Raw genomic sequence first — 13,609 nt, forward strand, 5'->3', positions numbered from 1 at the left:
GTTATTTTTTGAATATCGGCCTCGTTATTGAAGGTAATAAAATCGACATCAGGAATTAATGGACGAAATATTTGTTTGCGCTCTTCAAATCCCATGACACTCATAGAGCCCATTGTGTTGCCATGATAGGCGTTGTGACAGGATATAAGTTGACTTCTTCCTGTGATTCTTCTAGCTAGTTTTAGCGCTCCTTCTATAGCTTCGGTTCCTGAATTGACTAAATAGGTTTTGTTTAGTTTTTCGGGCATGTTTTGGGCCAAAAGCTTGCATAATTTTACCGCTGGATCTTGTGCATATTCGCCATAAACCATGACGTGCATGTACTTGTCTAATTGATTTATAATGGCTTCTTTTACTCTTGGATGTTGATGCCCTAAAGTACAAGCGGAAACACCTGCTACAAAATCTAAATATTTTTTGTCGTTTGTATCGTATATGTAAGAACTTATGGCATGCGAAACTTCCATACCTAATGGATATGGTGAAGTTTGTGCTTGGTATTTGTAGAAATCTTTTAGCATTAATTTAAATTTAAAAAATAATTTTGAATTTTTAACAACGAATGTTGAATTCAGAAGATTTTTCTAGTTCAAAATTCAAGATTCGTTGTTCGAAATTCAGCGTTTTTTATTTTGTTTAAAAAGTTATTTAGTCAATTTTCAACTGTGATTAACGTTTAACTTTATTCGGTATTTAATTTTTTTTCTGATAAAAATGGATGATTCTTCAGCTGTTCTCCATATTGTTCTTTATTTATAAATGGCCAATAATGAAAATCTCCTATTTTTTGCATTTCAGTAAACTTCTTTTCTTTTTCGTTCATTTTTGTTTTATAATATTTTCCAAAGGATAAGAAATTGGATATATGCTCACTAAATGAAAACCTGATTATTGGATTTATGGTATCAAAATATGGCCATTGATATTCAATATCAGAATTTAAGAACAAAATATATTTTGCTATTTCTTTTAATTGTTCGTTTGACAGCTTGTTTTTACTTTTAAGTTTCTGGTCTTCTAAGTCACTGTATAAGGACCAACTTAATTCGAGTATTGGTCTTATAATTCCGTCATCAAATTTAGATTCTTTCGCTCTGTAATATTGTTCTGGAAGCCATCCAAAACTCACGTCGTCTGTTATATAGTTTTCAAATTCATCATTAGTGATTAATCCAATAGATAAATGCCTAAGATGATATGCTAATTTTTTTCTTCTTTCTTTATTAACCATATTATTAGATTTGGTTCTGCTAAAGTGAGTATAAATAATTACTATCTCTTGCTTTTAACTTTCGAATTTTTACTTTCGACTTTTTTAGCCTTATCATATTCTAAAGTTTCTTTAGAGGGTTCCATAGGAATATCTATGTCTTTAGATTTTTCTTTAGATTCTTTTTGGGCTTTTGCATCGAGTTCAAGTTCTTCTTTTGGGAAAAGATCATCTAAAGTCATGATTTGTTCGTCGCCACGCCAAATAAATCCTTTTAGTTTTCGGGCATTTTCTGGAAGTTCCTCTTCGGGATAAATAATGCCATCTACATTGGTAAAAAATGTAATGGTTTCGATATTATTTCCTTCTAAAATCATGTTTATTTTGCTACTCACATTTTTGTTTATTCCTATGAGTTCATTTTTTTCGTTTCGCATGTAAAAGATGACTTCGGTGTTTTTTACAACATTGACCTCATGTAATTTATTGTCTTTAAACTTTCCGAATAATTTTTGTCCTTTTACTTGATTAAAACCTTCTCCAATGGTATCTTTTGAAATAATAAAAGCATTGTTTAGTACTTTTAGAGAATCTATTTTTTTGGTTTTGCTATCTGAAATAAGATGCATCACATCACCAGTCATTTGGTTTTTCCCATTCCAAAGAATTGGTTTGCCTATCATTTGTGTTAATCCTACTTTTTGGTCATAATGAATAGAATCACATTTTCCGCTCATGTCTTTTTTGAAAAATCGAGCATTGTTTGAACCTCTAATAATTCGGTTTTCGGGTTTACCAGTGATTAATAATTTTTTAGCATGAAAGTAAACAGAGTCTTTTTCGAGCAAAGTGATTGCAACGGCCTTTTTTGTTATAAACATTGAATCTTTTTGCTTGTAAACCTCAGCATAATTTCCTTTTACTACAAAATGATTTATAGTATCGGTTACTTTTACATTGTTTTTGGCTCGTGCAAAGTCTAACTTTCTATCATAATAAATATCGTCTCCTTCTATGAATCGGTCTTTGTAAGTTATTTTTGAGCCTTTTTGCAGTTTTCCTTCATCTTTTTTAGTATCATAAAAACCTTTAGTTGTATAGATTGTATTGGTTGCCGATGTAATAGTTGATGGGCCAAAAACATAAGCATGACCTGAATTTGTATAATAATCTAAATGATTTGTTTTGATCGTTTGCCTAGGATTTGTAACCGTAACAGCATCTTGAAACTGAAATTTTTTCTGATTTAAATAATACCTGCCTGAATTACTTACTAATGTGTTTTCAGGATCATGAATAGTTCCTTTTGAGTTGTAATAAGCTTGTTGAGAATTTCTGTCAAAGTTAATCGTATCGGTTGCTAACGTCATTTTTGGGTCACGCATAACAACGTTTCCAGTAGCATAAGCAAATTTTGTATTTCCGTTGTATTCGGCATATTTGCTGTTCATATAAAGGGTATCGCCTTGCACCATTTGTACATTTCCAAAGACTTTTATAAAGTTAGATTTTGTAAAATGATATGCTTTGTTACAAGTCATGCGAACGCCTTCGTGTATAATAACTACATTTCCAGTAAATACTATTGCTCCGGGTACTTCTTTTTCAGTAATATCCAAAAAATCAGAGTTTTGTATAACAATTTGCTTGGAGTCTTGCGACCAAAGTGTTATTTGACTGAAAAGTATTAATATAAAAACGAAACGGAAATATATTTTATTCAATGGAATTTATTTTTTTGTCAAAATTAAGTAAAATATAAAAAATATCGTTTTTATTAAGAATTATTTATAATTACTCGATAATCATCTCTTTTAGTTTTTCTCGATATACTTCAAGAATGTCAATTTTTGAAATAAATCCGAAGAATTTCCCGTATTTAATTACTGGAAGTGTATTTAGATTCGTAGTTTCAAATTTTTCCATTACAACTTCTATTCCGTCGTCATAGTGAACATTATCAATAGGTTGTTTTAAAATTTCATTAATAGTTGAATATTTTACTCTAAAAGAATTAAAAATGGTTGATCGAATGTCATTAAAGTTGACGATTCCAACTAATTTTTCTTTTTCGTCAAGAACTGGGAAAATCTCTTGGTTTGAAGTGGATAGATATTCTATTAAATTTTCCAATGTATTCTCTATTGTAATTGTTTTGATATCAGTTTTTATCAATGCTAGAAAGTCTATACTTTGTAAAATATTTTTGTCTTTATCACTTGTAAATACATCACCTTTATCAGCAAGTGATTTAACATCCATAGAGTGTTTTTCGAACCTTTTAGATACGGCAAAACTTATTGAAGAAACAATCATAAGTGGCACCATCAGATCATAACCACCAGTAATTTCACCAATTAAAAAAATAGCTGTAAGTGGTGCATGAAATAATCCACTCAAAATTCCAGCCATACCTACAATAGTAAAATTTGCGATGGGTAATGGGTTAGAAATACCTAAAAGATTTATCGATTTCGCTACAAAAAATCCCAAATAAGAACCTACAAAAAGAGAAGGAGCAAAGTTCCCACCATTCCCACCACTTCCTAACGTTAGTCCTGTTGCAAACGATTTTAATAAAGCTGTAATTCCTACAAAAGCAAGTAAAATCCACTCATTACTCTTGTGGTTTTTAAGGATTGTGTTGTTTAATAAAATTTCAGGATGATTGGTAGATAATGTTTTTATACTCTCATAACCTTCTCCGAAAAGAGTTGGAAAAAACAAAATTAAAATTGCTAAAATTGTCGCGCCAAACAATGCTTTTCTATATGGTCTTTTTTTAAACTTATTAAAATAATGTTCGACTTTTCTGAAATTCCTTGCATGATATACAGAAAAAAAACCTGCTAATATTCCTAATAAAATATAATATGGTGTATTATGAAAATTAAAATGTTGTTCTTTACTAAAGCTTAATAATACGTCACTACTTAATATCATTTGCGAGACTAAAGCACCTGTTGCAGCGGATATCATAATAGGAATAAATGCAGAAATACTTACATCGGTTAAAACGACTTCTACAGCAAATAATACCCCAGCAATAGGAGCGTTGAAGGCGGCTGCAATTCCTGCAGCAACCCCACAGGCTAATAACAAAATTCTGTCTTTTTGAGAGAGTTTGTATTTTAGTGCAAAATTAGAACCAAAAGCAGCACCAGTGATAACTATTGGACTCTCTAATCCAGCTGAACCACCTAAACCAACGGTTAATGAGCTTGTAATAATTTGAGCATACATTTGTTTTTTTGGAATTAGACCTCCTTTTTTTGCTACAGAATGTAAAATATGAGAACTTCCTTTTTCTAATTTACCACTAAGAAATCGTCTTACAACAAAAACAGTAAGTAAAATTCCTATAATTGGCAAAATACTATTGGAGTATGGTAATTTTAGATAAGTATTTAAATAATTAGCAAATAAAAACACATTGTGTGCAAAACTTTTTAAAACAATAACAGCTAATGCGCACGAAATTGATACGGCAACACAAGATAAATAGATAAAATTTCTTTCCGATAAGATTTGTTTTGCTAAAACGAAGAGCCCCTCGAAACGGCGAATTATTTTTCTGATAAATAATTGAAAATTTGCTGAAATTCTATTTGGCATTTTGGATTTGTCTAAATATCTATAACGGCAAAGATAATTTTTTTTAAGGTTTAATAAAAATGAAATATGCCTTGATTTCTCAAGGCATATGATTTATTTTATTATGGTCTGTTTTCTGTCTGGTCCTACAGAAACAATTTTTATTGGTACTTCAACTTCCTTTTCTATAAAATCGATATAGTCTTTCAGTTCTTTAGGTAATTCATCATAAGTACTCATACCTGTTAAATCCGCTTTCCAACCTTTAAATTTAGTATAAATAGGTTCTATGTTTTCAGGTTCGATATTGTATGGTAAATGTGAAATTTCTTGTCCTTTATATTTGTATGAAGTACATACTTTTAAAGTTTCAAAACCAGAAAGGACATCACCTTTCATCATCATCAGTTGTGTTACTCCGTTTATTTGAACTGCATATTTAAGCGCAACTAAATCCAACCAACCACAACGACGCTGACGACCAGTAACCGAACCAAATTCGTTTCCTACTTTTGCCATAGTTGTACCTGCCTCTTCAAAATCTTCGGTTGGGAACGGACCACTTCCTACACGAGTAGTGTAAGCTTTAAAAATTCCGTAAACTTCTTTAATTTTGTTTGGCGCAATTCCTAAACCTGTACACGCTCCTGCAGCTGTTGTGTTTGAAGATGTTACGAATGGATATGTACCAAAATCTACATCTAACAACGAACCTTGTGCACCTTCGCAAAGAATCGATTTTCCGGCTTTTTGTGCTTTGTATAAATATTCTTCAGAATCGATAAAATCTAATTTTTTTAAATCTTCGATAGCTTCAAAAAATTCTTTTTCTAATTCAGCTAAATTATATTGAATAGAAACATCATAAAATTTAATCATTTCTTCGTGCTTGTTTGCTAAGGCACGGTATTTTTCTTTAAAATCTACTAGTTCGATATCGCCAACACGAATTCCGTTGCGACCAGTTTTGTCCATATAAGTAGGCCCAATTCCTTTTAGTGTAGAACCAATTTTAGCTTTCCCTTTTGATGCTTCTGATGCAGCATCTAATAGCCTGTGCGTTGGTAATATAAGATGTGCTTTTCTAGAAATGATTAACTTTGATTTTAAATCAAGATTAAATTTTGCCAAACCATCAACTTCAGTTTTAAAAACTACTGGATCAATAACAACTCCGTTTCCAATAATATTGATGTTGTTTTTGTGAAAAATCCCTGAAGGAATTGTTCTCAAAACGTGTTTTATTCCGTCAAATTCTAATGTATGTCCTGCATTTGGACCTCCTTGAAAACGAGCAATAATATCATATTTTGAGGTTAATACATCGACAATTTTTCCTTTGCCTTCATCGCCCCATTGTAATCCTAGTAATAAATCTACTGCCATTGTGTTGTTGTTTGTGTGTAGTTAATTGTATGTTGTTATTTAATTAAGCCTTTTTGTTTGCGTAGAAATAAAGGGAATGATTTACAATGTCTATACCAAAAATTTCTTCCATAGTTTGTTTTATAGTTTGTATTCTTGGATCGCAAAACTCGATTACCTCACCAGAATCTATCATAATGATATGATCGTGTTGTTTGTCGAAATATGATTTTTCGTAATGTGCTTGATTTTGTCCAAACTGATGTTTGCGGACTAAGGCACAATCTAATAATAGTTCGATAGTATTATAAAGTGTAGCACGAGAAACACGATAGTTTTTATTTTTCATTTTAATATACAAATGTTCTATGTCAAAATGGTCTTCACTATCATATATTTCTTGTAAAATTGCATAACGTTCAGGCGTTTTTCGATGTCCTTTATTTTCAAGATACATTGTAAAAACATTCTTTACAATTTCTTGGTTTTTATTATTATCTGTAGCTATAAGTGTCATATCTGGCAAAGGTAATCAAAAAGTCATAAAGTCGAAAGTCAAAAAGTCTTAAAGACGAAAGTATTGTTTTTCATTTGACTTTCGACTTTAAGACTTTAAAACTTTATGACTATTTTAATTATGATAAACTCTAGTTACTTTATCTACGCCATCTATTGTTTTAATGTTGTCTATTAGTTTTTTCAGAATTGTATTGTTTGGTACAATAACAGCTAATGTTCCATTAAAGATTCCTGCATCACCACTTAATGAAATACTTTGAATATTTACGTTCATATTGTTTGATACAACTCGAGTTAATTCGTTGGTTAAGCCGATACTATCCATACCTGTAATTTTAAGGATTGCCTTAAATTCTTGTTGTGATGAATCTATCCATTTTGCTTGTATGATTCTGTAAGAATAGTTTGATTGCATACTTATTGCGTTAGGACAATCGCGTTTATGAACTTTTATTCCTTCATTAATAGTAATAAATCCAAAAACAGGATCGCCTGGTATAGGATTACAACAAGTGGATAATTTATAATCTAGTTTGTCTTGTTCTGCTCCAAAAACAAGCATGTCATAATTACTAGACAGCTCATTTTTATTTACTAATTCAGGATTATAACTCGGACTTCTTTTTATTTTGTTTTTAAAGAAATTCATAAAAGCATTACTTTTTTGAGAAGCAAAGTCTTTTAGTTGCTGATTGTCTATAGCGCTAATTCCAACTCTGTAAAATAAATCTAAACTGGTTTTTAATTTGAAATAATTAACAAGCTCATTAATAGTAGCTTCATTTAATGTGATTTTTAAGTGTTTTAACTTTCTATTTAATATTTCTTTTCCGTCTTCGGCAATTTTTTTAGTATTTTCGTTAAGTACGTTTCTAATTTTATTTTTTGCTCTAGAAGTGGTTACATAATCTATCCAGTTTATAGTTGGTTTCTGGTTTTGAGAAGTAATAATTTCTATTTGATCTCCACTCTTTAGTTCGGTATTTAGCGGAACTAATCTTCCGTTTACTCTTGTACCTCTTGTGCGAATGCCAATTTCTGAGTGAATACTAAAAGCAAAATCTAAGGATGTTGCTCCTTTAGGCAGAGATTTAATTTCTCCTTTTGGTGTAAAAACATATATTTCTTTTGCATATAAATTCATTTTAAAATCTTCTACAAAATCGACTGCGTTTATTTCAGAATTTTCTAATGCTTCTTTTAATAAATTTAGCCAAACATCGAGCCCGCTTTCTTCGTTTGCTCCTTGTTTGTATTTGTAATGTGCTGCATATCCTTTTTCGGCAATTTCATCCATACGCTCACTTCGAACTTGAATCTCTACCCAGCGTCCTAAAGGCCCCATGACAGTAATATGCAAAGCTTCGTAACCTGTAGATTTTGGAGATGAAATCCAATCTCTTAATCTACTTGGACTTGGACGATAATGATCTGTTACTATCGAATATATTTTCCAAGCTAGGAACTTTTCGTCGTGCGGATTTGATTTGTAAACAATACGCAAGGCAAATTTGTCGTAAACCTCATCGAAAGTTACGTTTTGAGCTGCCATTTTTCGACGAATTGAGTAGATAGATTTTGGACGACCTTTTATAATATATTCTACACCTTCCTCGTCAAGGGATTTTTTTAATACATCAGAAATATTTTTAATGTACTGGTCTTGTTCTTCTTTAGTTTCTTTTATTTTACTTACAATGTCATTATAAATAGCAGGTTCAGTATATTTTAATCCTAAATCTTCGAGTTTTGTTTTTATATTGTATAAACCCAATCGATGGGCGAGAGGTGCGTATATGTATAAAGTTTCGGAAGCAATTTTAACTTGTTTGTACTCAACCATCGACTCCATAGTTTGCATATTATGAAGTCTGTCGGCAAGTTTTATAATAATTACACGGACATCGTCATTTAGTGTAAGTAACATTTTACGAAAATTTTCGGCTTGCATCGAAATATTCATGTCCTTTTTTACCTGCGAAATTTTTGTTAATCCTTCTACAAGTTGTGCCACTTTAGGATTAAACATTTTTTCAATTTCCTGAACTGTAATATCGGTATCTTCTACAACGTCATGCATCAATGCAGCGGCGATGGCTGTTGCTCCCAAACCAATTTCTCCTGCTACAATTTTAGCCACAGCAATAGGATGAAAAATATAAGCTTCACCAGATTTTCGACGTTGGTCTTGGTGTGCATCTACAGCAACATCGAAAGCTTTTCGAATTAGTTTTTTGTCTTCGGCGGTAAGTGTTTGGTAACTTATACGAAGTAACTCCTTGTATTCTTGCGCAATAGCTTTATTTTCCTTTTCTATATCAATTTCTACCATAACAGTGTTGTTCAATTCCTAAAGTTAGGATAAAAAAATGAATTATGAAAGATTTTTTTACTACTGAAAACGATATTTTAAAAACCTCTTTGGCGCTTGGCTTCAAAAATTAAAATAGCTGCTGCCACCGAAACATTCATACTATCTATTTCTCCTTGCATAGGAATAATAATGTTCTGAGTTGCGTTGTCTCTCCATTCTTGGGTTAAGCCAGTAGCTTCTGTTCCTACTACTAATGCTGTGGGTGTAGTATAATTTTGAGTATGATATGATGTTGAATTTTGTAATGTGGCACAATAAAAATTAATGTTATTTTCTTTTAAGAAAGTAATAATTTCCGATGTTGTTCCAGTAGCAATTTGATTTGTGAATAAGCAACCTACACTGGAGCGAACAATATTTGGGCTGTATAAATCTGATTTTGGGTTTGCAATAATGACTGCATCAAGATTTGCGGCATCGGCAGTGCGAAGTAATGCACCAATATTTCCTGGCTTTTCGGGTGCTTCTGCAACAAGAATTAAAGGGTTTTGTGATAATTTTAAATCAGATAAAAGAAAAAATTTTGTTTTTGCAATGGCAAGAACTCCTTCAGTTGTATCACGATAGGCGAGTTTCTGATAAACTTCTTTCGAAATTTCTATTAAGTCAACAGCTTGGTTAGTTAATTTTGTGATTTGTTTTTCGGAAATCAAATCAGGTAAAAACAAAATAGTTTCTATGATAAATCCACCTTTTAACGCTAATTCTATTTCTCGTTGTCCTTCTATTAAGAAAGTTCCAGATTGTTTTCGATTTTTCGATTTTTCTTGCAATAAAACCAACGATTTTATAAACGGATTTTGTGAGGAAGTTATTTGTTTCATCTTGAAATAGGAAAAGTTCAAAGTTACAAATGTTTATTATAAATTAAATAAACAGATTTTAAAATAAAAGGTTTGCAGTAATCTTCATTTTGGAAACCTTTTAAATATAATAAAAAATAAAATTTACTCTTCTTCTTTGGTTTTAGTTTCTTCGGCTAATTCTTCGGTTTTTGGTTTTGAAACTTCTTGGTCTTTTTTACCAAAAATAAATTTTTTAATGGCAGCAAACCCTCCTAAAATAGCAACTAAAATTAATTTTCCAAATTTAGCTATTAGAGCAAAAAGACCAACTTTTGCAAGTACTTTTCCAGCTACAAGTCCTCCGATTGTCCAAGCGGCAACAGTATCAGTATCTTCGTCGAAATTGAAATAAGTATTTCCTTCTTTAAACTGAATACTATTTATAATATTAGGAATACTTGCTTTTACTTCCGCTAATTCGTGCATGCTGGCAACTGCAGAAATATTATACATTCCTTTTCTTCCTAATACTCTTAAATCATAATTTAAAGTATTGTCTTTAGACTTTCCGAATTTTATCTCTTTTGCCCAATGTAATACTTTTAATTTTTCATCATAAAATGGTTTTGAGGCCCATCCTATAAGCTCTGCAGTTTCAAATCCTTGTTTTGCTCTTTCAGGATTTTCTTTACGCATATCTTCTTGAATTTCTTTTAACAAATCATCATAATTTATATCTTGAGCATCATCATCTTTTACATATCCATCTTCTTGATAGTTTATCACAAACAACCAACTACCATCATTCATAACTCCTTTTTTTTCTGGAACTATCGATCCTAAAATACTAGTATCTTCAGGATTTCCCCATAAATCTTTTAGGACATACTGGGTTTGTTTTGCATCCAGAAATTTAAAACCTTTTGGAACATTTAATGTCGCATTACCTGAAGGAAACTCGATTTTACCAGTTTTATAAATTAAAGATTTTTCGATTTTTTCGTAATCAATTTTTAAAGAATCTTGGTTTTGTGATAAACCTGTTGTAGTAAAAGCTAAAAATAGCAAAAGTGAAGTGATAATGTTTTTCATTATTTTTTTAGTGTTTCGGCAAATATATTATTTTTAGAGTATTTTCTGTAATTTTGTACAATTCAATTATATAAATTTACAATTAATTTATGTTTTACCTTTTAGATATTATTGGAACTATGTCTTTTGCTATGTCTGGCGCACTAACAGCGATGAACAAAAAAATGGATCCGTTTGGTGTTTTTATCATAGCTTTTGTAACAGCACTTGGTGGCGGCACGTTGCGTGATGTCATGATTGGTAATACACCTGTGGGTTGGATGAAGGATCTAAACGGAGTTTATGCTATTATACTAGCATTTTTATTATCATTTATTTTTAGAAATAGATTTGATAAACTAAGAACTTCTTTGTTCCTTTTTGACACTATTGGACTTGGCGTTTTTACTCTTATTGGAATTCAAAAAGGGATTGACATTCACCTACACCCCTTTATTTGTATTGCTGTTGGAACCATGACAGCTTGTTTTGGAGGTGTTATTCGTGATATTTTGTGTAACGAAATACCTGTGATTTTTAGAAAAGAAATTTACGCAACCATTTGTATTATTGGAGGAATCATATTCTTTATTTTGAAGAAATTAAATTTAGAGAATGATATAATTTATCTATTAACATCATCAATAATTATCATTATTAGATTAATGGCTGTAAAATTTAAATGGAGCTTGAAACCAATTGTTAATAAATCCTGATTATCTATTCAAGAAAATACAATCTGTATTGGTTTAGATACTATTTTTACAATTACGTACTTTTAAATTATAAAGATTTATTAAAAAAAGTGTAATTTTCCGAAGTTTAAATAAATTAGGTGAAAGACTACTCAGTAAGACAATACCAAGCAAAAGATTATTTGATTTGGAACACTTTTATTAATGAAGCAAAAAATGCTACTTTTTTGTTTCATCGTGATTTTATGGAATATCATAAGGATAGGTTCGATGATTTCTCATTGATGGTTTTTAAGAAAGAAAAACTCATTGCAGTTTTGCCAGCAAATAGGGTAGGGAAAGAAGTTTTTTCGCATCAAGGATTAACCTATGGAGAATTAATATATGGTGATAAACTAAAGTTAACATCTTTTATTAATGCTTTTACTGCTGTTTTAAAATTTTTACTTTCTAATGGAATAAATAAGATTTTTATAAAAGCCATTCCAAGTATTTATCATACAAAACCATCTGAAGAGATAAAATATGTTTTATTTTTGATGGAAGCCAAACTAATTCGACGAGACTCTTTATCGGTTATAGATATGCGGCAACCACTCAAAATTTCTAAAGGAAGATTAGAAGGTGTAAAAAAAGGGATTAGAAATAATTTAAAAATTGTAGAAGAACCCAATTTCGAACAATTTTGGAATGAAATTATGATTCCTAATCTAGAAAATAAATATCATGTAAAACCTGTTCATTCTTATCAAGAAATGAATTTGTTACAAACTAAATTCCCTAAAAATATTCGCCAGTTTAATGTATATTATGATGATAAAATTGTTGCAGGAACAACTATTTTTGAAAGTAATCAAGTAGCACATGCACAATATATTTCTGCAAATGAAAGTAAGAATGAACTTGGTAGTTTAGATTATTTATATCATTTTTTAGCAACAAAAGTGTTTAAAGAAAAAGCATATCTTGATTTTGGAATATCCAATGAATATCTAGGAAAAAAGGTAAATGAAGGATTGTTATTTTGGAAAGAAAGTTTTGGGGCAAGCACCATTGTTCAGGATTTTTATGAAGTAGAAACTTCAAACTATTACTTGTTGGAGGATGTGCTAATATAATATTATGTATTTAATATTAAAATAACTATTTTGAATATTTATAAAAACATATTAAAATCGCAATTATTTAAAATCACATCTTTAAATAGTATTAGTGTACTTATAAAAGTTGGTATTGGAGTTATTACTTCAAAAATATTTGCAGTTTTTATAGGTCCTAGTGGAATGGCATTAGTTGGTAATTTGCGTAATTTTTTAACGTCAGTAGAAAGTGTTGCTACTTTAGGTTTTCAAAACGGAATAGTTAAATATGTTGCAGAGAATAATGAAAATGAGATAGAATTTAAAAAAATATTTTCAACCTTATTTTTTAGTTTACTTTCCGTGACAATTCTTATAAGTAGTCTTTTGTTTTGTTTTGCTAACTATTGGAATCAATTTGTTTTTGGAGATAGTTTAGCTTATTCTTTTGTATTCAAAGTATTGGCAATTGTTTTACCATTATATGCTTCTTCTTTATGTTTAGTTTCTATTATAAACGGATTAGCAAGGTTTACAACGGTAATTTATATTAATATTATAGGTAATATTATAGGTCTTTTTGTTACGATATTTTTTATTTGGAAATGGTTGATTATTGGCGCTTTATTGTCAATAATAATTACACCTTCGTTATTGTTTTTTGTTACAGGTTATTATATTTCTAAAGAAATTTTGATATTAGATGCCATAAGTATAAAATTATTTGATTTCAAAATAATAAAAAATTTATCACATTATTTATTAATGGCTTTGGTCTCTGGTTTTTTTGGTTCAATAGTATTATTAGCAATTCGTAATAATGTTATTGGAATTGTTGGAATTGAAGCAGCTGGATATTGGGAAGCAATGACAAGAATATCAACTTATTATTTGCTGTTTGTAAATACTTTACTTAT

12 protein-coding genes are annotated in these 13,609 nt (G+C 30.3%); 3 read left to right on the forward strand and 9 right to left on the reverse strand.

The window, feature by feature from the left end:
* From ABI549_RS11460 to ABI549_RS11500, 9 genes are all read right to left on the reverse strand, one after another.
* On the reverse strand, positions 1-521 hold a 521-nt coding region (locus ABI549_RS11460; RefSeq protein ID WP_348076597.1), incomplete at its 3' end, for an aminotransferase class III-fold pyridoxal phosphate-dependent enzyme.
* A 161-nt stretch (positions 522-682) separates the two neighbouring features.
* Complete coding sequence (locus ABI549_RS11465) at positions 683-1,231, reverse strand: hypothetical protein (protein ID WP_348076598.1); 549 nt, start codon at positions 1,229-1,231, stop codon at positions 683-685.
* Between the two features lie 41 nt (positions 1,232-1,272).
* The gene (locus tag ABI549_RS11470; protein ID WP_348076599.1) at positions 1,273-2,934 is read right to left on the reverse strand and encodes an OstA-like protein; all 1,662 of its coding nucleotides are present in this window, start codon (positions 2,932-2,934) and stop codon (positions 1,273-1,275) included.
* Positions 2,935-3,004: 70 nt separating this feature from the next.
* The gene (locus ABI549_RS11475; RefSeq protein ID WP_348076600.1) at positions 3,005-4,825 is read right to left on the reverse strand and encodes a chloride channel protein; all 1,821 of its coding nucleotides are present in this window, start codon (positions 4,823-4,825) and stop codon (positions 3,005-3,007) included.
* Between the two features lie 93 nt (positions 4,826-4,918).
* Positions 4,919-6,190 (reverse strand): adenylosuccinate synthase, encoded by a 1,272-nt coding sequence (locus ABI549_RS11480; RefSeq protein ID WP_348076601.1) that lies wholly within the window; start codon positions 6,188-6,190, stop codon positions 4,919-4,921.
* Between the two features lie 43 nt (positions 6,191-6,233).
* Positions 6,234-6,686: a transcriptional repressor gene (locus tag ABI549_RS11485; protein WP_348076602.1), complete on the reverse strand. Its 453-nt coding sequence runs from the start codon at positions 6,684-6,686 to the stop codon at positions 6,234-6,236.
* Positions 6,687-6,800: 114 nt separating this feature from the next.
* Positions 6,801-9,020: a RelA/SpoT family protein gene (locus ABI549_RS11490; protein ID WP_348076603.1), complete on the reverse strand. Its 2,220-nt coding sequence runs from the start codon at positions 9,018-9,020 to the stop codon at positions 6,801-6,803.
* 77 nt (positions 9,021-9,097) lie between these two features.
* Complete coding sequence (locus tag ABI549_RS11495) at positions 9,098-9,886, reverse strand: RNA methyltransferase (protein WP_348076604.1); 789 nt, start codon at positions 9,884-9,886, stop codon at positions 9,098-9,100.
* A 123-nt stretch (positions 9,887-10,009) separates the two neighbouring features.
* On the reverse strand, positions 10,010-10,939 hold the full coding sequence (locus ABI549_RS11500; RefSeq protein ID WP_348076605.1) for a DUF2167 domain-containing protein: 930 nt from the start codon (positions 10,937-10,939) through the stop codon (positions 10,010-10,012).
* 89 nt (positions 10,940-11,028) lie between these two features.
* On the opposite strand from ABI549_RS11500, the gene ABI549_RS11505 reads away from it, so the two are divergent.
* The 3 genes from ABI549_RS11505 to ABI549_RS11515 all read left to right on the forward strand — a co-directional run.
* Positions 11,029-11,634, forward strand: coding sequence for a trimeric intracellular cation channel family protein (locus ABI549_RS11505; protein ID WP_348076606.1), 606 nt, complete (start codon positions 11,029-11,031; stop codon positions 11,632-11,634).
* Between the two features lie 119 nt (positions 11,635-11,753).
* Positions 11,754-12,731: a GNAT family N-acetyltransferase gene (locus ABI549_RS11510; RefSeq protein ID WP_348076607.1), complete on the forward strand. Its 978-nt coding sequence runs from the start codon at positions 11,754-11,756 to the stop codon at positions 12,729-12,731.
* A 30-nt stretch (positions 12,732-12,761) separates the two neighbouring features.
* A partial coding sequence (locus tag ABI549_RS11515) for an oligosaccharide flippase family protein (protein WP_348076608.1) occupies positions 12,762-13,609 on the forward strand: 848 nt, incomplete at its 3' end.

Origin of the sequence: Flavobacterium sp. (assembly GCF_039932285.1) — a bacterium.
In the GTDB taxonomy this organism is placed as follows: domain Bacteria; phylum Bacteroidota; class Bacteroidia; order Flavobacteriales; family Flavobacteriaceae; genus Flavobacterium.